This window comes from Mucilaginibacter sp. R-33, from assembly GCF_049949235.1.
Lineage (GTDB): Bacteria > Bacteroidota > Bacteroidia > Sphingobacteriales > Sphingobacteriaceae > Mucilaginibacter.
Genome location: NZ_CP188089.1, coordinates 3,584,159 through 3,605,973, shown reverse-complemented (window position 1 = coordinate 3,605,973; position 21,815 = coordinate 3,584,159). Strand labels below are relative to the sequence as shown.

12 protein-coding genes are annotated in these 21,815 nt (G+C 44.0%); 7 read left to right on the top strand and 5 right to left on the bottom strand.

What is annotated here, in order from left to right; translation table 11 throughout:
* The first annotated feature begins 1 nt into the window (after position 1).
* The 7 genes from ACP26M_RS15060 (at position 2) to ACP26M_RS15030 (ending at position 15,290) form a co-directional block, all read left to right on the top strand.
* Positions 2-1,801 carry a DUF885 family protein gene (locus tag ACP26M_RS15060; RefSeq protein WP_426581061.1) on the top strand — a complete coding sequence of 600 codons (1,800 nt, stop codon included), beginning with the start codon at positions 2-4 and terminating at the stop codon, positions 1,799-1,801.
* A gap of 65 nt (positions 1,802-1,866) precedes the next feature.
* Positions 1,867-3,300, top strand: coding sequence for an APC family permease (locus ACP26M_RS15055; protein WP_426581059.1), 1,434 nt, complete (start codon positions 1,867-1,869; stop codon positions 3,298-3,300).
* Positions 3,301-3,326: 26 nt separating this feature from the next.
* Positions 3,327-5,549 (top strand): putative Ig domain-containing protein, encoded by a 2,223-nt coding sequence (locus ACP26M_RS15050; RefSeq protein ID WP_426581057.1) that lies wholly within the window; start codon positions 3,327-3,329, stop codon positions 5,547-5,549.
* A gap of 196 nt (positions 5,550-5,745) precedes the next feature.
* On the top strand, positions 5,746-7,230 hold the full coding sequence (locus ACP26M_RS15045; protein WP_426581055.1) for an aldehyde dehydrogenase (NADP(+)): 1,485 nt from the start codon (positions 5,746-5,748) through the stop codon (positions 7,228-7,230).
* Positions 7,231-7,320: 90 nt separating this feature from the next.
* Positions 7,321-8,724 (top strand): aminopeptidase P family protein, encoded by a 1,404-nt coding sequence (locus ACP26M_RS15040; RefSeq protein WP_426581053.1) that lies wholly within the window; start codon positions 7,321-7,323, stop codon positions 8,722-8,724.
* Between the two features lie 677 nt (positions 8,725-9,401).
* Positions 9,402-11,699, top strand: coding sequence for a prolyl oligopeptidase family serine peptidase (locus ACP26M_RS15035; RefSeq protein WP_426581051.1), 2,298 nt, complete (start codon positions 9,402-9,404; stop codon positions 11,697-11,699).
* A gap of 60 nt (positions 11,700-11,759) precedes the next feature.
* Entirely contained in the window at positions 11,760-15,290 is a 3,531-nt protein-coding gene (locus ACP26M_RS15030; protein WP_426581049.1) for a family 43 glycosylhydrolase, read from the top strand.
* 94 nt (positions 15,291-15,384) lie between these two features.
* Here ACP26M_RS15030 and ACP26M_RS15025 read toward each other — a convergent pair whose 3' ends face one another.
* The 5 genes from ACP26M_RS15025 to ACP26M_RS15005 form a co-directional block, all read right to left on the bottom strand.
* Entirely contained in the window at positions 15,385-16,290 is a 906-nt protein-coding gene (locus ACP26M_RS15025; protein ID WP_426581047.1) for a PepSY-like domain-containing protein, read from the bottom strand.
* Positions 16,291-16,538: 248 nt separating this feature from the next.
* The gene (locus ACP26M_RS15020; RefSeq protein WP_426581045.1) at positions 16,539-17,159 is read right to left on the bottom strand and encodes a tetratricopeptide repeat protein; all 621 of its coding nucleotides are present in this window, start codon (positions 17,157-17,159) and stop codon (positions 16,539-16,541) included.
* Positions 17,147-18,325 (bottom strand): tetratricopeptide repeat protein, encoded by a 1,179-nt coding sequence (locus ACP26M_RS15015; protein ID WP_426581043.1) that lies wholly within the window; start codon positions 18,323-18,325, stop codon positions 17,147-17,149. The genes ACP26M_RS15020 and ACP26M_RS15015 overlap by 13 nt, the downstream gene beginning before the upstream one ends.
* A complete protein-coding gene (locus ACP26M_RS15010; RefSeq protein WP_426581041.1) occupies positions 18,307-20,463 on the bottom strand; it encodes an urea transporter in 2,157 nt (718 codons plus the stop codon). The genes ACP26M_RS15015 and ACP26M_RS15010 overlap by 19 nt, the downstream gene beginning before the upstream one ends.
* Positions 20,460-21,815 (bottom strand): hypothetical protein, encoded by a 1,356-nt coding sequence (locus ACP26M_RS15005; RefSeq protein ID WP_426581039.1) that lies wholly within the window; start codon positions 21,813-21,815, stop codon positions 20,460-20,462. Before ACP26M_RS15005 ends, ACP26M_RS15010 begins: the two co-directional genes overlap by 4 nt.

Sequence of the window (21,815 nt, the reverse complement as noted above, 5' to 3'; positions counted from 1 at the left end):
CGTGCTAATTAATACTAAAACAACCATAAAAGGTTTGGCCCTTTATGCCCTTACTTTTGGTGTCCTGACTGCAAATGCACAAACTGCTCCATCCAGCAATTTGTATGAGCAAAGCAGCGAAGTAGCCGGTACCATAATCAGGTACGGGCAGGACATGAATGCCATCCACGATTTTTATTCGCCCTATAATGTTAATGACCGTGCTGAAGAACAGTACAAACAAGATGTCATTAATTCACCCGAGCAGCGCAAAAGGCTCATTGAAGTTGATAACGATTATCTGAAACAACTGGAGCAAACAGATTTTAATGCCCTGAGCATATATGGCAAAGTTGATTATATCCTGCTGAAAAAGCGCATTAACTTTGATCTGAAAGATCTGAAAAAGGAAGAAGACCTTTACAGCCAGGCAGCCAAATACATCTCGTTTGCCGATGAGATTTACGCGCTTGAACAAAAACGCCGCCGCGGAACATTTGTGGATGGCGAAAAAGTTGCAGGCGATCTGAATAAGATCTTGAAAGAACTTAAAGCAGATACCACAGCGTATCGTAAACTCGCATCGGTGGATATGCCGGTGGCTAAGGTAACCAAAGCTGCTTTATTAGGATTGAAAGGTCGTTTAAAGGACTTTTTTGGTTTCTATAACAAATATGATCCATCGTTTACCTGGTGGGTGCCTGAGCCGTATAGGGCCGTTGATAATGCGCTGGAAAGGTACAGCGAGTTAGCCATTAGTAAAGGAAAGCTGAACACCAGCCAAAAAAGCGATAGCAGCGGTATCAAAGGCGTACCCATTGGCAGGCAAGAGCTGATTAACCAGTTACAGGCCGAAATGATCCCTTACACGCCCGAAGAGCTTATCAAGCTTGCCAACAAGGAGTTTGCCTGGTGCGATAAGGAAATGCTGAAAGCATCTCAGGAAATGGGTTTTGGCAGCGACTGGAAGAAAGCCCTCGAAAAAGTAAAGAACAGCTACGTACCGGTAGGCCATCAGCCCGAACTAATTGTTAAATTATATAACGATGCGCTAAGCTTTATCAAAGAGCGCGATTTGATCACAATACCGCCATTGGCCGAAGAAACCTGGGGTATGGTAATGATGTCGCCGCAGCGGCAGTTGGTTAACCCATTTTTTACCGGCGGCAAGGAGATCAGCATCTCGTATCCGACCAATACCATGCAGTATGACGACAGGCTGATGAGCATGCGCGGCAACAATCCATATTTTTCAAGGGGTACGGTGCAGCATGAATTGATTCCCGGTCATAACCTGCAGTATTTTATGAACAGCCGGTATAAAGCTTATCGCCAGGATTTCGGTACCCCGTTTGCAATTGAAGGCTGGGCTTTATACTGGGAGCTGTTGTTATACGACAAAGGCTTTGCCAAAACCCCCGAAGAACGTGTAGGCATGCTGTTTTGGCGCATGCACCGTTGTGCGAGGATCATATTTTCGCTCAACTACCATTTAGGCAACTGGACACCTCAGCAATGCATCGACTTTTTGGTTGATCGTGTTGGTCATGAACGCGCTAATGCCGAGGGCGAGGTTAGGCGCTCGTTTGAAGGCGGCTATAGTCCGCTTTACCAGGTAGCATACCTGTTAGGTGGTTTGCAGTTGACAGAATTGAGGAAAGAACTGGTTGACAGTGGAAAAATGACCTATAAGCAGTTTCATGATGCTGCCATCAAAGAAAACCTGATCCCGGTTGAAATGCTGCGCGCCACATTGACCAAACAGGCTTTAACTAAAGATTTCACAACAAGCTGGAAGTTCTACGACTTCAGAGGCAAATAGTAAATAAAACAGCATTAATGGTAAGCTTTAAGCTTTATGCTTTCAGCTTTTAGCTAAAAAAAATTATGGAGAACAGCACTTCTTTTAAGCCTTCGTTGCGGTTGATGGATGCCACCATGCTGGTGGCAGGCAGCATGATTGGCTCCGGTATTTTCATTGTGAGCGCAGATATTACTCGCAATGTGGGCAGCGCAGGCTGGCTGCTATTTGTTTGGCTTATCACCGGTTTTATGACCCTTACTGCTGCCTTAAGTTATGGCGAATTGAGCGCCATGTTCCCCAGGGCAGGCGGTCAGTATGTTTACCTGAAGGAAGCTTACAGTCCATTAGTAGGTTTTTTATACGGATGGAGCTTTTTTACAGTAATACAAACAGCTACTATTGCGGCCGTAGGCGTAGCCTTCGCCAAGTTTACAGCTTACCTCATTCCCCAATTAAGTGAAAGCCTTGTTGCTATCGATCTGGGTTTCGTAACCATATCCCCGGCGCAACTGCTTTCCATTTTGGTGATCGTGTTTTTAACTTATATCAATACCCGTGGTGTTAACAGCGGCAAAATTGTGCAAACTATTTTCACCATGGCCAAACTGCTGAGCTTGCTTGGTTTAATTGTGTTTGGATTATTCTCCCTGAAAGCTTCGGTATGGAATGAGAACTGGAAAAATGCCTGGAGCATGCATAGCCTCAGCACCAATGGTTCCATTGCTTCGTACACCACCATTGCTGCCCTGGGTGCAATAGCATCGGCGATGGTGGGCTCCATATTCAGCAGCGATTCGTGGAATAATGTAACTTTTATTGCCGGCGAGATCAAAAACCCGAAAAGGAATATCGGTTTAAGCCTGGCGCTGGGTACGTTGATCGTAACGGTGATCTACATTTTAACCAATGTAATGTATACCGGCGTGCTCTCCCTGCATGACATTGCCAGTGCCGATAAGGACAGGGTGGGCGTAGTTGCATCACAGCATATTTTTGGCAGTTCGGGTACGGTGATCATTGCGCTGCTCATCATGGTGTCAACCTTTGGCTGTAATAACGGGCTTATCATGTCGGGTGCAAGGGTTTATTACTCTATGGCTAAAGACAGGCTTTTCTTCAAAAAAGTGGGAACGCTGAATAAAAATTCGGTACCCGGTTTTGGTTTGTGGTTGCAGTGTGTTTTTGCCTGTTTGTGGAGCCTGAGCGGCAAGTATGGTGATTTGCTGGATATGATCTCGTTTGTGGTGGTTGTTTTTTACGTGCTTACCATCATCGGGATCTTTATCCTCCGCAAAAAAATGCCCAATGCCGAGCGGCCTTATAAAGCATTTGGATACCCGGTGCTGCCGGTTATTTATATCATCATGGGCATTGCGTTTTGCTTATTGCTTATCAAATATAAACCAGCGTATACTTACCCTGGCTTAATCATTACTTTAACGGGCATTCCGGTTTACTACCTGATTGGCGGCAGCAAGCAACGCAAAAGCGCCGAACTCCCGGTTGAAAGTTTGTAGACCGGGGACATTCATTATATCAATTCATGAAAAAGATCTTATCGCTGCTATGGCTTATAACTATCGCCATAGCAGCTTTCGCCCAAAACGGAAATTTTATTAAGCTGGGCACTGCAAAGTTCTCTACCGGTAATGATGCCGACTGGAAGGAAACCGGCTTCAACGATAGCAATTGGAAAGACATTAAAGTTGGCGATGTATGGCAGGAGCAGGGCTACCCGGATTATCATGGCTTTGCCTGGTACCGCATTCATGTGGTTATCCCGTCATCGTTAAAAAAGCAGGCGGTTTGGGGCGACAGTTTACGGGTATTTCTTGCCCATGTTAACGATGTTGATGAAACTTATTTTAACGGCAAACTGATTGGTAAAACAGGTGCTTTCCCTGAAGATAAAGGAGGTTACGTAAGCAAATGGCCTGCCGTGCGCAATTATTGTGTTGCAGCAAATGATCCGGCTATTAAATGGGATGCGGAAAATATCATCGCCATCAAGGTATACGATGGCGGAGGCTCAGGGGGGATTTTTATGGGCGCTCCTTTTATTGATATGCTGGAAAAATTTGACGGTATTGTTTTCACCCAAACGGATATCAGCTTTTTACCCAATGCACAATCTGTTCGGAAATTAACTGTAGGCAATAGCTTTAAAACTAATATCACTGGTAAGTTTCACTATAAGATAATCGATGAGGTTACTGAAAAAACAATCGCCGAAAAAACTGTAAACGCAAATCTGCCACCGTTGGGTAAGGAAACCTATACGCTTACCTTCCCGCATCGTGAGGGCATCAAACTGTTTTATGAATTTATCGAAACGGCGTTGGGAAAAACCAAAACCTTTGCCGAGATAGCACCCTATCTGCTTACGCCCAAAGCGTCACTTAAACCAATGATTAACGGAACCGCTGTTTTAGGCGTACATCCCGGCTCACCGGTACTTTATAAGATTGCGGCAAGCGGGCAAAAGCCTTTAAGATATGCGGTTAAGAATTTGCCGCAAGGTTTAGCACTTGATGGTAAAACAGGCATTATAACGGGCATCGCACCGAGCGTAGGGGAGTATCAGTTATCCGTTTCCGTAAGCAATACTTTAGGAAAAAGCGAACGAATGCTAACTATTAAATCGGGCAAATTATTAGCGCTTACCCCGCCCATGGGCTGGAATAGCTGGAATTGCTGGGGATTAAACGTAAGCGACGAAAAGGTTAGGCTTTCGGCTAAAGCTATGGTTGATAAAGGCCTTACCGATTATGGTTGGAACTCTATTAACGTGGATGATGGCTGGCAGGCACCCGCAAGGCAACAGGATGGAGAAATCGTCGCAAATGAAAAGTTTCCGGATATGAAAGCCCTTGGTGCGCACCTGCATCAACAGGGATTAAAGTTTGGTATTTATTCATCGCCGGGAACTAAAACTTGTGGCGGGTATCTGGGGTCGTTAGGGCATGAAGGGCAGGATGCTGCCACCTATTTTAATTGGGGCGTAGATTATCTAAAATACGATCTGTGCAGCTATTCCGACCAAACGGCAGGTGACACAACGCTGTTCGTCCAGCAAAAGCCATACATGGTCATGCGCGATGAACTGGCAAAGCAACCACGGGATATTATTTACAGCATTTGCCAGTACGGTATCAAAGATGTTTGGAAGTGGGGCACAAAAATGAATGGCAACCTATGGCGTACAACCGAGGACATTACCGATACCTGGGAAAGCCTTTACGGCATCGGTTTTAGCCAAACCAATAACGCGGCCTATGCCGGGCCGGGAGGCTGGAACGACCCCGATATGCTTATTTTAGGCAGGGTGGGTTGGGGCGAAAATCTGCACCAAACCAATCTGACCCCTTATGAGCAATATACCCACATGAGCTTATGGAGCCTTTTATCGGCACCCCTGCTTATTGGCTGTGACATGGATAAGCTTGATGAGTTTACCCTCAACCTGTTAAAAAATCGAGAGGTAATTGCCATTGATCAGGATGTGGCAGGCAATCAGGCCGTACGCATGATTAATGATAAGCAAATTCAGGTTTGGGTTAAACAACTGGCAGATGGCAGCAAGGCTATAGGTGTTTTCAATCTTGGTGAAAAATACGCGAAGTATACGCTTGATTTTAAGAAAATCCATATGGGCAAGGTTAAAATAGTGCGGGATCTCTGGCAGCAAAAGGATCTCGCCAAAAATATTACCGCTATATCATGTAATATCCCCGCGCATGGGGTAAGGTTTTATAAATTGATGTAAACAAGACTATTATCTGCTTGTTGAATACCGGACGTCTTGACCGTTTTTTAATCTGTTTTGAGATTGCGATGTGTAAATAAGATAAAATCCTGCTATAACTGGTTAGGAATGTTCAGTGCACATCATAAAAAGGTTAAATATATTTGCTTGCGCAAAATAGTGGCGTAAGCCCTCGTTTTTTACTAAAATATCTGGCATGGCTAACAACTTTAAAGAAGAAAGCACCGAAGAAATAAATATCATCATGCAGCAATCGCAAAGCGCGTTTGAGGCTTACCAAAAAACAAGCGCCGAACAAAAGGCCCTGTTTTTAGAAGCTATTGCTGATGAAATAGAAGCAGTAGGCGACGCCCTGCTGCAAAAAGCATCCGAAGAAACCAACCTCCCGCTACCCCGTTTAACCGGCGAGCGTGCCCGTACCACCGGTCAGCTGCGCATGTTTGCAGGGATGCTGCGCGAAGGCAGCTGGGTTGAGGCGAGTATTGATACCGCCTTACCTGATAGAAAACCATTGCCACGCCCGGATCTCCGAAAAATGCTTGTTCCGCTGGGGCCGGTAGTTGTTTTTGGTGCAAGTAATTTCCCATTCGCTTATTCAACCGCCGGTGGCGATACTGCAAGCGCGCTGGGTGCAGGTTGTTCGGTAGTGGTAAAAGCCCACCCTGCCCATGCCGAAACGTCTGAAATGGTTTACCAGGCTATTAAAAAAGCGATAGCGAGCAGCAATATGCCCAAGCATGTTTTTCAACATGTGCACGGCACTTCGTTTGAAAGCGGTAAAGCATTGGTTCAGGCAGATGATACCGCTGCCGTTGGCTTTACAGGTTCAACTGTTGGCGGACTGGCATTGCTGCAATATTCATCAGAACGCAAAAAGCCTATCCCGGTATTTTCAGAAATGGGCAGCATAAACCCGGTTATATTTTTACCGGATACTCTAAATAAAAATGCCGCCGATCTGGCTGCACAATATGCAGGTTCCATTACTTTAGGTGTTGGTCAGTTTTGTACCAATCCGGGCTTAATGCTTGCTATTGAAGGTGAAGGCCTTGATAATTTTTATAAGTCGTTGGGTAATGGTATCGAAGGTATTAAACCAGCCAAGATGCTGCATGCCGGCATCCATTCTGCTTACGAAAAAAAGAGCCATGCTGCTTTGGAGCAGGAAGGCATAACGAGCGTAGTAAAATCAGCTACTGAAGCTATTGACATTGAGGCTCAGCCAACCATCGCCCTCGTAAGCGCCGAAACTTTCCTTGAAAATCATTTATTGCACGAAGAGGTGTTCGGGCCATATTCATTAATGGTAGTTTGCAAAGATGAGCAGGAACTGATCAAAGTATTAAAATCAGTATCAGGTCAACTCACTACCACTGTAATGGGCACCGATGAGGATTTTGCGGGCCACTCCAACCTATTGCAATTATTGCCGACCATAGCGGGCAGGGTATTGTTTAACGGCGTACCAACAGGTGTTGAAGTTTGTGCCAGTATGGTGCATGGTGGTCCGTTCCCGGCCACTACCGATAGCCGTTTCACTGCCGTAGGTGTCAATGCTGCTAAGCGATGGGTTCGCCCGGTTTGCTACCAAAGCTGCCCGGATTCATTATTGCCTTTAGCTTTACAACAGGCCAACCCAACAAATATCTGGCGCTTGTGTGATGGCGAATGGAAGAAATAGTGAGCCGTTAATCATCATCAGATAATCAAATTTAAATTATACTTGCACATGCCGGTTCCTGAACAGAGCCGGCATGTTTAATTTTGCATTATGAAACTTCAACTTTTTGATCAGCAGGTTTACGTACAGCGCCGCAATGTTTTAAAACAAAGCATGGGCGCTAACGGCATCCTCGTTTTGTTAGGAAACGAGGATAGCAGCATGAACTATAAAGACAATACCTACCTGTTTAGGCAGGATAGCAGCTTTTTATATTACTTCGGGCTTGATGTAGCGGGTTTAGCAGCTATCATTGACACCGATACAGGTGAGGAAGTGATATTTGGAAACGACCTTACCATTGATGATATCGTCTGGACAGGTACTTTGCCATCTGTTAGTGAAATGGCCGCGCTGGTTGGCGTTTCTCAAACAAGGCCTTATGCCGATGTAAAGCATTATATCCACAAGGCGGTTACTGGTAGCCGCCCGGTTCATATCCTGCCGCTTTATCGCCCGGAAAATAAAATCAAACTGGCCGATTGGTTAAATACCAGTCTGGAAGATGTGGCTGGTCGCGTTTCATTGCAACTGGTGAAAGCCGTAATAGCCCAAAGGGTGATCAAAACCCCGCTTGAGGTTGCCGAGATAGAGAAAGCCGTATCCATAAGCGTTGACATGGAACTGGCAGTAATGAAATATGCCCGTCCGGGTATCAGGGAGTATGAACTGGTTGCCAAAGCGCATGAAGTGGCCATAGCCAATGATTCACGCTTAGGTTACCCGGCTATCATCACTAAACACGGTCAAACGTTGCATACGCATTACTACGGCAATATCCTGGAAGAGGGCGATATGGTATTAAGCGATATCGGTGCCGAAAACGCCATGCACTACGGTGGAGACTTAACGCGTACCTTCCCGGTAGGCAAGCAGTTCAGTACCCGCCAAAGGGAGTTGTATGATGTGGTTTTAAATTCAATGGATCATGCCATCAGTATGCTGAAACCGGGCGTACGGTACAAAGATGTGCATATACAAGCTTGTCAGAAACTGACCGAGGGCCTGAAAGCGGTAAACCTGATGAAAGGTGATCCTGCAGAGGCTGTTGCTGCCGGGGCACATGCTATGTTTTTTCAATGCGGCTTAGGTCACATGCTGGGTATGGATACCCACGATATGGAAGATTTAGGCGAGCAATACGTTGGCTATACCGATACCTTGAAAAAGGAAACTGCTGTTTTCGGTCTAAAATCATTGAGGTTAGGCCGCGAACTGGAAGCAGGTTATGTGCTTACCGTAGAGCCGGGTATCTATATCATCCCCGAACTGATAGATCGTTGGCAGGCCGAAAAGAAATTCGCTGAGTTTATTAATTACGATGTGTTGAATACCTATCGTGATTTCGGCGGTATCCGTATCGAGGATAACTTTTTAATAACGGATACATGTAGCCAGTTATTAGGTAAATATTTGCCTAAAACACGGGAAGAAATTGAGGCTTTAAGAGGATAGAGAAATCTGCTAATCGGTAAATCTATATCTGTTATTCATTGCCGTTGGTTTTAACCAACGGTGAAAAAGAATAAACGACCCGGGCTTTAGCCCCAAACTCTTCAATTGGATTTTACTAAAGCCTTTTATTTGATTGCTTATGTTCCGTTGGTTAAAACCAACGGCAATGAATACTACCCGCACGGTCAAGCGTCCACGCTTGGTCGTTTGCTTTGATTGAGCGTCTACGCTTAAGTAAAACGTTAAAATAAGTAAGCGTGGACGCTTACCTTAAATTTTAATTCAAGCGAAGGACGCTTGAACTTGCATAAGATTTTTTAAATCCTTTGTTTGTTTAATCTCTTAAGCTGTCGGCCACCCAGCTTCAACTAAGCGGTGGATTTAGGGGTAACCCTGTCTGTTGATTAATAAATTGATTTTCAGATTTTTATAATGTAAAAATCGAATTTTTGTTAACCCTGTTAACCCCCTCGACTGCCTTACCGGCTTTGCCGTGGACGTTTAGTTATTTTATAATTTAAGCGAAGGGCGCTTGAACTTGCAAAAAGGGATTAACCAAACAAATCGGGCCGCATCCGGAAGGTGCGGGCCGATTTGTTAAATGCCTGCTATGATGTGTTAATTTATGGAAATACAAATCGTTTGGTGTTGAGTAACTTTACCTAACACTATAACTTATGACAAGGTACCACCAATATTTACTGTTAACCATTTTTTTAGGGGCTGCAGGTCAATCAGCCGAAGCTCAACAAAAAGCTACTCCATATTACCCCACCCACGCAGAAGTACTGCAAAACTACAAAGCGGCCGATGCGCTTGATTCTGCCTTAAAAAAGATCCCCTATGTTGCCAACGTTAAACCCAATTGGCAGGTGGATGGTAATCAGTTCTGGTACGGCAAAAGAATAGCAGGCAACCAAACCGCTTATGTTTTGGTTGATCCTGAAAAAGGGACTAAGAAAACCATTTTTGAAAGCAGCCAGCTAAGCCCGGAGGTAAGCAAAATAACAGGCAAAACCATAAAGGATAGTAACTTTAAAATTGACGATATGTTTTTTAGCGCTGATAAAAAGCAGGCTACCTTTAAAACAAATAATACCTGGCTTAAGTGCGATCTGAGCACACTGCAATGTAACAAAACTACCGACACCGTACACCAAAGTTATGATAACGAGAAACCGCTGCAGGAGCGCCATTACCGTTGGGAAAATGCTACTACCGATTCTGTATCGCCCGATAAGCAATGGACAGCCTTTGTAAAAGGCGGAAACATTATTGTTAAGTCGTTAAAGAACGCAACTGAAATCAAGTTAACTACTGATGGTAATTTAGATAAACCTTACGGCGAATTGAGCTGGTCGCCGGATAGTAAGCACATTGTCGGCTATCGTATCGACCCAAAAAAAACAAAAGAAGTTTATTACCTGCTCAGTTCGGTGCCGGGGACTACGCGGGCGGTACTGAAATCGCACGAGTATGACCAGCCGGGCGATGAGTTTACCGCGTATCAGCAGTATATATTCAATATCACCGATAAAAGCGCGATAAAAACCGATGCTGAAAAGATAGATTTTTTTGGTGCGCCTCGATTGCATTGGCGCGATGGCGACAGCCGTTATTTTACCTATGAAAAAGCAGATCGGGGCCACCAGCGTTTCAGGGTTATTGAGGTAGATATTACTACCGGCAAAACCCGCAGCATCATTGATGAAAAAACAAATACTTTTATTTATGAACAAAGGATCTACACTTATTATGCCTCGAAAATGCATGAGATTGTGTGGATCACCGAGAAGGACGGATGGCGTCATATTTACCTGGTTGATGAATTGAGCGGCAAAGAAAAGCTGGTAACCAAAGGCGATTGGGTAGTACGTGATATTGACAGCGTTGACGTTAAGAAAAGGCAGATCTGGTTTAAGGGAAGCGGTAAAAATGCAGGTGAAGATCCTTATTTCATGCACTATTACCGCATTGGTTTTGATGGTAAAAACCTTGTTGACCTAACGCCCGAAAAGGGCAACCATAGCCTAAGCTTTTCGCCCGATAGAAAATATTACATCGATACGTATTCGGAAGTTAATATAGCTCCCCGCATTGTGATCAAAAACACTGCCGACCTGAAAACGGTTATGGCGCTTGAACATGCCGATTTGACCGGTCTTTTAGCTGCCGGCGTCAAACTCCCTGAAGTGTTTGTTGCCAAGGCAAGGGATGGAAAGACGGATATCTGGGGCGTGGTATATCGCCCGGCAAATATGGATCCTAACAAAAGCTATCCGGTAATTGAAAACATTTATGCCGGTCCGCAGGATTCATTTGTTCCTAAAAGCTTTTCGGTTGTTAACGAAATGCAAAGTATAGCCCAGCTGGGTTTTATTGTGGTACAAATGGATGGCATGGGTACGGCCAACCGTTCAAAAGCTTTTCATGATGTATGCTGGCACAACCTTGCTGATGCCGGTTTCGCCGACCGTATTTTATGGATGCAGGCGCTTGCGGCAAAGTATCCGCAGGTTGATATCAGCAGGATAGGTGTTTATGGCACTTCAGCAGGTGGGCAAAATTCGGCGGGAGCCTTGTTGTTTCATCCGGAATTTTATAAAGCTGCGGTATCTGCCTGTGGCTGTCACGATAACCGCATTGATAAACAATGGTGGAACGAACAGTGGATGGGCTATCCGGTTGGTCCGCATTACGAGCAGCAATCAAACATAACCAACGCCGGTAAATTACAGGGCGATTTGATGCTAATAGTAGGTGAGGCCGATAACAATGTTCCGCCCGAATCAACTTTCCGTTTTGCAGATGCATTGATCAAAAACAATAAAATGTTTGATCTGCTGGTGGTACCCGGTATGGGGCATAGCGATGGCGGCCCGTATGGTCGTAAAAAGAAACGCGACTTTTTTGTAAAGCACCTGCTTAATGCAGAGCCGCCTGCAAGAAACACCGATGAGTTAGCACATAATTAATTTTGTTGGGTAGGTAACACAATGCGAAAATTTCAGTTAATAGTTTTCTTTTCCTTGTGTATGGCTGTTTTAAACAGTTCTGCACAGCAACAATCAGCAACAGAGCCGGGTAATGGTAATCCTATTATTCCCGGCTACTTTGCCGACCCAACTGTACGCAAGTTTGGCGATACCTACTACATTTATGCTACCACCGATGGCAACGGTGGAGGGCACGGGCCATCGCAGGTTTGGACATCCAAAGATTTTGTGAACTGGACCATGCATGATATGAACTGGCCAACCTCCAATTACTATTGGGCTCCCGATGTAATTAATGGAAACGACGGCAAGTATTACATGTATTACTGCCAGCCGGTTGATATTTATGGAGCTTCGTCAACAAGCCCTACAGGGCCGTGGACGCCCTTACTGCCCGATGGCAAATCAATGATCCCCAATTATTTTATCCCAGGGGTGATTACCCTCGATGGTCAAACCTTTAAAGATGACGACGGCAAGATCTATATGTTTTGGGGTACCTGGGGCATTTACCCCGATCATGGTTGTGGTGTGGGTTTGTTAAACGCAGATATGCACACTTTTGCCAAAACGGTCAAGATTCCCAATACTATTGCTAAAGATTTTTTTGAAGCGCCTTTTATGTTTAAACGTAAGAGCATCTACTACTTTACCTATTCATCCGGTCTTTGTGAGGATTCTACTTATCGGGTACAATACGCCATCAGCAAAACCGGACCAATGGGGCCATTTGAGTTCGGCAAAAACAACCCGGTGCTAAGTACTAATCATGACGGAACTATCCACGGACCGGGCCATGAGTCGGTAGTGCAGGTTGGGGATGATTTTTATATGGTATATCACAGGCATAATAACCCGCACTCTAATGGCGGCTACCACAGGCAGGTTTGTGCGGATAAGATCGTGTTTGATGCAGATGGTAATATTGAAAAGATTGTTCCTACCCATCTTGGCGTCGGGTTATTAGGAAAAAATACCATTAATGTTCCTGATGAGGCTTATCAGAAAAGGGTAACCGCTTCATCTTACTATAACGAAAATTATAAACCGTCATTTGCGATTGATAACAATAACGGCACGCTATGGAAACCGGCTGATAACGGTCGTAGCCCGGCCTGGATCACCATCGATTTAGGTTCGGTAAAAACGGTGCAGCAAGTGTTAACGCAATTTGAATACGCAACCTGGTACTATCAATACCTGGTAGAATCATCGGTAGATGGTAAAACCTGGAAGCCTTTTGCTGATAGAACAAAGAATAAGCAACATGGCTCGCCGATGGTAGATTCAGGAAATGTGCAGGGCCGGTTTATCCGCTTAACAATTACCGGCACAGAATATCCGGGTTTATACAAAGCGATATGGAACGTAAAAGTTTATGGCGAGCGCGTGGTAACCGAAAACGTTGATCCTGCCGATAAAAAAGAAATATCAAAGGCTGCAGTTTCAAACGAGAAAGAGGGTTTATTGGTAAACCTAAACGCTGATAATTTTCAGGCCGGCGAAGCGGTAAGTCAATGGGCAAACAAAGGTGCCTTGAGCGGTAGTTTTACAGCATCAGGTAAACCTCCGGTTATCGATATCATTGCAGGTAAAAAGGCATTGTTGTTTAACGGTACGCAATCGCTCGAATCAACGGTGTCAGTACCCCGTTCACTTGCGGGTAATAACAGTTATACAGTAGCATATGAGGTTTACACCGACCAGATCGAAGACGAAAACCCGGTATTAAGCTGGACAAACGGCGAATCGGATCATCGCACCGCTACTTTTGGCTACGGAAGCAATAAAACAGCCGGTGCCGTACAACATTTTGGCGTTTCTGACTTTCAATACAAAAGCATGCCTGCCGCCGGGAAATGGCACCAGGTAGTGGTTACTTTTGATGGTTCGTTCGAAAAGGTGTTTGTTGACGGTGAACTTAACAATACAGAAAACAAAATGCTTTTCTTACAGCTTGCAGATAAATTCATTATCGGGGCAAAAACAAACCGTTCAGCATATTTTTCAGGTGCTATTTCATCAGTTAAAGTTTATAACAAGCCGGTGGCCGATAGCGTTATTAAACAATGGGCTTTACATCCTGCAAAGTCAGATATCTCCGTTTACCTCGATGCTTCCAAACTAAGTTACGGGCCGCTTCAAAAATGGGCAAATAATGGCGATGCGGGCGGTGCTTTCCTATCCGCTACCGGACAAGCCGCGGTAGTAACTGATATTAAAGGGAAAATAGCCGTTAATTTTAATGATAAAAGCTCACTCGTATTCAAGAACGATCATTCGGTCAATAGCAAAGATGGTTATAGCATAGCTTTAAGTGTTTATCAAAGCACATCTTCCCAAAATGGGGCAATACTAAAATCAAAATCATCCGCAGAACCTTTAGTTAATGCCGGTAAATATTTAAGCGGAGGAAATTGGTATTACGTCATAAAAACTGTTAGCGGCAATGCCGCTAAATTATATGTGGATGGCGTCCTGGTTTCAACAATGTCAAATGCAGATAAGCTTATTGGCGAGCTTTTGCTGGGCGATGGTTTTAATGGTGCAATAGCCAATCTTGTATTCTTTAAACATCGTTTATCATCGACGGAAATTAAACAGTTAAGCCTTGGTTGGAAACAAAACTATCATTCGCCCGTAGCAGGTTCGTTTGCGTTCAAAACTATTCCGAAGGCTGTGACGCCCGGTATGGTTGAAATGGAGGCGCCGGAATATGCTTCTGTAAAATCAAATCTTCAGTATGATTTTATTAACGAGGCAGACAGCAGCAAATCAAGCGGTTGGCAGGCCGATCCTCATTATTTGAGTTATGGGCTTGCAGCCGGTAAAAATTATAGCTACTCTTTTAAAGTTAAAGACAATTATGGTAATGTAAGCCCAAAAACCGCGGCATTGCCTGTAAATACGGCTTTGTCCTTATTTAATGTTGTTGCGGATGGGTTTGCATTCATCAAGGACTTTGTAACAAATGGCACAACCGGCACTATGTGGGATGGTTTGATAGGTGGAGATAAGCCGGAGAATAAAGTATTTACCGGTGACAGCGTGTTAACCCTGGAATCAAAAGGCGCTAACTGGGACGGTAACCTGCCTTATGGACCATTTTTATACCGTAATGTTTCGGGCGATTTTGTGGCCGAGGTAGAAGTAGCTGATGTAAGCGGCCTTAAGGAAAAAAAGGTAGCCGGCAACAGCGATATGGGCTTGATGGTACGCAAAGCAAAACAACCCGGTACTGAAGGCAGCGAAAACCTCATTCAGAACAGTATTTTTCCGGCCTGGAATTGCGGCAACATGCTCACCAATTTTAAAACCGGCGACCGGATGCAAACCAATACTCAAACCGGCTGGAATTATAATCGCTACCTGCAGATCCAAAAATCGGGTGATGTGTTTTACATTAGGAGCAGTAGTGACGGCATACATTGGACTGATCTGCCCGGAAGCCCGGTATTAAGGCCTGATTTAAATAGTGCCGATCTGCAAATAGGGCTTTATCACAGTACCTATGGCCCGCACCGCTCGTATGTTAAATTCTCCAATTTTAAACTCATCAGCAGGAAATAAATATGTAATCCGCTGTTTGGGGCTCTGAAACTAAGCAAGTAAGCCATGTTTAATTAAAAACATGGCTTACCAACAGCGCTATAATCTCGATTGTTTAGTGGATGGGCAGGACTCTGACAAATGTACCCGACGCATTAAAAATTAATGCGTATTTGGTATTGTTTGATGTAATCAACACAACGTAACCTTGCAGGGTTCCGCCGGGGCTTTCAGAAAAAGCTTTATCAAATACGTAGCCCGGATAAGTAGCAGTAAGATAAGTGGTAATAGTAGCCGGTAAGTTAGCTTCAGCTACTACAGCATGTTTTAAATCGTGTCTTTCTATCTGAATACGTTTTACAAGTTTGCCTGCCGCGGTCACCGTTGTTGAGTAAAGTACACCGTTCTGGCTTATCAAAATGTATACGTTATCAGGTGCGATAGAGGCATGCAACAAAGTATCTGTTGGATAGGTTGTTGAAAAATAGCTACTCACAGCAGTAGGAAGGGCCGAAATAGCAATGGTATCGCGGTGTTTACTGTCACGATTATCAAAGAATCCGCCTAAGTGCCATCCTGGTCCTTTAAGGTCAACACCTTCGCGTTGCTCAAGGATGCTTACAAACGTACCCGCAGCAGTGAATTTGAGGCCAACCAAAGCGCTGTTGTATTTGATAACCACAATGTAGTTGGTAACTGTTTTGGTACTATCAGTAATGGAGTACGCTTTTTTGAATGTATAACCGCTGTAATTAGCTGTAAGGTAAGTGCCGATAGCTGTAGGTAATGCGCTAAAAGCAACCGAGTCTTTGGTATCATGCTTGCCATAGCAGCCAACCATATAAACGCTGTCGGTAGTAGTTCCGGACGATGCAAGGCTAATAGCAATGGCGCCGGTTGATGTAACGGCTGATGACGAAACGCTGCCGGCCGAAGCTGATTTTGAAGCGTTCTCCTTTTTACATGATGCCAGGCCAATTATTGTGCCCAGCATCAATAATGAGGCGTAAAATGATTTCATTTTCATAGAATTAATTTAATTGATAATTAGCGCTGCCTTTTTTCGGACAGGTTTAATTAAAGTTAATTTGGAAAATCGGGTCGTCGGGAAATGTGTCGACAAATGAGGGATTTAAATCGATGTATGAAGAATATGTTTTTTGTTGTAGAGACGCATCACATGCGTCTTGCGCATGAAGGTATTTAATGCGCAAATTTGCTGTCCTGTCGGAGATGCATGTGAGGCATCTCGTGAAAAATTTAAACTGGTTAATTGCATCTGGCTAAGCCATCAGTGCTGGAAGCATCAGCAGGTTTGATGATCAGCGCTTTTTCAAAAAAAGGTTTCGCTTCCGCTTTTTTTCCAGCCATAAGCATTGACCAGGCCAGCATATGGTTGCCGTCATAATCAAAGGGGTAAAGCGTTACTACTACCCTAAAAAGCTTAATAGCGGGTTCGTATTGCTTTCGGTTATAATAAATTACGCCGGCCCAATAATTGGCCTGTGTGTTTTGAGGGTCTATTTTAAGGATAGCGAGATATTGTTCAAGAACCTTATCCCAGTTTTGCAAAAAGGACAGGGGTTTTACGTAGCCAAATTTGGCTTCGATAGCACCGGGCTTAAGATTTACTGCTTTTTGATAATAAGTTTGTGAAGCCGGGTAGTTTTTATTGAGGTAATTGAGCCAGCCAAGCCTGATGGTTATTTCATAATTATTTTCCGAATAGTAGGGATAAATGTCGGCGATTGCGGCAACGTAGTTTTTGTTTAACTCGTCGGTGTAGCTGTTGTGAAAGGCTTTTTGAAGCACAGCATTGGTTTGTGCCCGTAGTTGTGCTGTAAATGCAAGTAAAAACAAGGCTGTAAACGTCTTCTTTAAAATTTCCATGTTATACCTAACGTAACAGAGTTTTGGTTATAGTTAACAGCACGGTAAATGTCTGTTTTCTTTTCATAAAAGTAATTTAAATTCAATAAGGCATGGTTACCCAATTGGTAAAAAACGCTTTCGCCGCATTTAAATTTTGTAGGGTCGATGGCATTATACACATAAAGGCCATCGGCATCAAGGTAGTCATCCTGGTCGCCGAAAGCTGCAGCTGTCTCCAGCCAGGTTTTATCCAGTACTTTAAACCCTATCGACTGGCTATATATGAAACTATGAGCCCCGCTTAAATTTGATACAGACGCTTTGCCTATCGTATATAAATTCAGGTTGCCCAAAGGGTAAAAATCTACGCGGGCATCGTATTGTTTCAAAGTTTTGGTAATAAGTTTTCCAAAGTTAACATCTGCCTGCAAATCAACATAACGGGTATCATATTTTACTCCAAACAAGCCCAGGTTGCTTTGGTAAATATTGTTCCGGTAGCTGGTATGCAAATAGTGGTAAGCACCAAGTAAGCTTAAGCTATTGGTAAGCGAGTACTTTGCCTTCGCATAATATTCAAGTTGCCTGTCGGTTTTACCTGTTTGGTTATTATAATCAATATAGCCCGACCTGAATATATTCTGTTTGAAAAACATAAATGATTGATCCAACTGCAAACGCCATGATAACCTTAAACCGATGCCCGCACGTTCAAAAAAGCCGTTGTCGCGTTCGTGGTTATTCGGCAATTTTATGCCGCTTTCCAAAACAGCATCAGTTAAACTAAAGGGTGATAACTTGATAGCATGTAGGGTTGCGGTGTCTAAATGTGATGCATTATAAAACGCTGTGCTATTATTGTTGATATAGGTATTGCAATAATAAGCATATAAACGTGCGGTGGTATTATGTGGATCTTTAAGCAAAACCCGGTTAAACTGGCTGATGGCCGCTTTGTAGCTGCCGGTAAGCATATAAGCATATCCGCATTTAAAACGCAAAGCAGGGGAATCAGCATTATCGGCAACTGCATTGTTCACAAAGCTGATAAGCTGTTTCCAGTCGCCGGCATCGTATAGCTGTTCTGCGGTGCTATCGGCCACAGCAAGTTTATGATCCTGTGCATGGCTTACAAGAACAGCAAATAGCAGGGCAAAAAGAAGGGTTAATTTTCTGTACTCCATTGTGCTTCAATAGGCTTTCCGTTTATATTGATGACGAAGGCCTGCAGGCTGCCATGATCAACAAAAACTGTTGATTCGGCAAGTGGTACTGTTGTCCCTGCAATTTCCTGGTATTGTTTTGATACAATATTTAGCCCCATTTTTTTTACCTGAATGCCGCTTTTATATTTTATGCTGATAAACCGGTAAAACGGCGCAATAAAATCCTGCAACCAAAGCAGTATTTTATTGTCGGTAAGCGGTACCGGGAACTCATCATTTGCCTGGATATATGCTGTATCGTTAAAAATAACTTTATAGGCGGCAAGGTAAAAGCAGTAAAGCAATGATGTTTTATCGCCGTAAAAACTGGTGAAGTAAAACATGGTACCGTTGTTGATAAAATAAGCAACAGCACCGGTTGTTTTGCTGTAAATGTATGATTGGTTCAAAGCATCTTTAAACACTTCCCAATCTTCGATTATACCATTTTCGGCTGTTAGTTTAGCTACAAAACCGGGTTGCAGGTCGAATGCTTTTTTGAGCGATGCATTTGTCTCCGGGTTACTGATCAGCTCATTTTCATTAGGAACAGTGTAGCTTTCAATGCAGTTTTGATTTTTCTTTTTGTTAAAATAATAAGCAAATGGATATGACAGCGTTTTGGACCCGATATAAGGCGTTGCCTGCAACTGAAAATGCAAATGCGGCTCCGGCGACCGGCCCGAATTACCACAGAAACCCAGCAGGTCACCTTGTTTTACAGTATCGCCTGGTTTAACTTTTACAGAATTTTTTTTGAGGTGCGAGAGCTTGGAGTAGAGGCCTTCGGCATGACGGATCACTACAGTATTTCCCCAGTTTTCTTTCAGGTTTTCTTCACCTATATCGTTATCTTCTACATGGTTTACCACCAGTTCCACAATACCATCACCGCAGGCCAGTACCGGTTTGTTGAAACAGTAAAAGTGTTCGGGCAATGTACCCGGATATTTAAATGTTTTCTGCTCATCATCGGTGATTACAAAATCAAGTGCCTGGCCCCATTCGCCTTTGTGGGTTATGGCTCCGTTATAGCCTTGTGATACTGTCCAGTAACCCATAAATGGTAAACTGAGCCTGATGTATTTCAGATCGTTCAGCCTGTTTTGCAGGTTTAAAACATGGTAAAGGTTTTTTTCGGGCGAGTAATACTGAACCGTAGTCAGCTGCAATTTGGGCTGAAAGCCTATCAGCATTAAAAAATAAAGCAGGCTGATATTAAGCACACAAAACGGCAGCGAAAATATAGGCAACGCATGCAGGGCCATTAAGGTTGTTAGGGCATTAATAAGTACGAAACCCGCCGGGATGCAAAGAACTGCCAACAAATAAGAGCGCAGCGAAGGGATGGTAAAAAAGCTCCCGATTGCCATGGCGCCCATCATTAAATTGGCGCCCAAATGGTAATAACTGATGCCCTCGGGGTAAGTATGGGTGATGCTGTTAAAGCCACAAGCTGCCAAAAAGCTAATGATAAGCAAACTGAATGCTATGCGCGAGTGAATTAGCATACCTGTAGCAATAAGGATCCCTGCTATGATATTATGCTGAAACAATACTGCACTTAATGAGCGAAAAAATAAGCTCAGCAGTTTTGGCAATGCTGTGGCCAGATAACCTTCGGCCCCGGCGAGGTTGCCCGGCCCGGTGTAAATTTCTTCGAGCAGGGAACTGCTTTTTTGCAAAATACCTGTGTTGAAAATGCTGTTAGATGCCAGCAGTACAAGCCAAAACACCAATATAAACGGCAGCGAGAGCATGGGTAAACCTGGTTTGCCCATGCGCTTTGATATGATAACAGTAGCAAGCACTACCATGAAGCAGGCAATCAGCAGCCAGCATACAAACATCAGGTTAACCTGAAAAAAAGCGCCAAATGCAATCCCAAGTAATAAACTGTTAAAGTTGTAGGTACCTATGCGGTGGTCTTCGCTATTTTGCTTTAATGGTTTTGTTAGCAGCAATGAAAAAATAACGCAACCCAACCCTGCAAAGCCAGACACCGGGTTGAAGAAAGATACCAGCAGCAAAATAATCCCCAATACCCGGTTCTGCGAAAAAAACAGCACTGAATAAGAATTGATAATGGTTTTTATAAATGCTGGAATTTGCTTCATTTGGTGTTAGTTAAATGAGCCGGTACTAACTCGGGTTCGGCGGTATATTCCAATGTTTCGTTTTTGCGGATGAGGTGGGTGCGCAACTTTTCATCTATCAAAACAACAGCGGGCCTCAGGGTAATGAACTGCATCCATTGGGTCATATTATAAGCGCCAACCTTGTGTACTACAACCTGATCGCCGGGGTTTAGCGCTGGCAGGTTAATACTTTCTCTGATCACATCGATGTTCATGCAAAGGGGGCCGTAGATCACCATGTTTTCGCTATGGGCTACAAAATCCTGTGCCGGGCTTACCTTGTGTTCGTACCAAAAAGATGTAAACAGGATATTAACCCCAAAATCAACAATAATGGCGCCTTTGCCATTTGCCAAACGTTTGTTGGCAATAACGGTGCCCAGCAGGTAACCGGCGTCATCTATTAAAACACGGCCGCTTTCTAATATCAGCAGAGGTAGGTTATCATTAGCAAAGCCAAAATTGAGCAGGGCTGAAGTTATCACTTCGGCAAAATCATCAATAGTTGGTACAGTGTCATTTCCCGGCAGGTAAGCACCTTTCAACGTATTGGTTGAGGGGAAGCCGCCTCCCAGATCAAGATATTCTATTTTATGATTAAGCTCGGTCTGGCAGCGAACAGCCAGTTCTGCCAGTTTATTAGCCGCTATACCATAAGCATCGGCAGAGAGCATATAGGTACCGATATGGCAATGCAAGCCCACCAATTGCAGACTTCCCGAGCCTGTGATCTTTGTAACTGCCGACCAGGCTTCTCCATTTTCATAGTTAAAACCAAAGCGGTCCCAAAGTGGGTAAACGCCGGTATCCATATTTATACGGATGGCCACACGCGGTTTATTGACCAGGTTTTTACTTAATGTAAGCAGTAGGTTAAGCTCATCGAAATGATCAATATGGATCAGCGAATCATGTTCGATGGCCAGCTGTAAATCATTGATGGACTTGCCCGGTCCGTTAAAAATGATCTTGTTGCCAGGTACGCCATTACCTAAAGCTTTACGATATTCAAAGCCTGAAACTACCTCGGCCCAACTGCCTTCCTGGTGAAAAATCTGACAAACGGCGTTGAGGTAATTGGTTTTGTAGCTCCATGCAAATTGTACTTTTGGGTAGCGGGTGCTAAAAGCGCGGTATGCAGCCCGGTAGTTTTTGCGGATCTGTTTTTCGGACAATACGAACACCGGCGAACCGTAGTTTTCGATAAGGCTTTTAACTGAAACGCCATCGATGCTTTTAACAGGCTGCACACCGGCGCGGGAGCCGAATTTGTTAAGGGCACCGGCCTGTAGTTTTTTTATATATGGTTTCTCGTATGGCAGCTTTTCCAT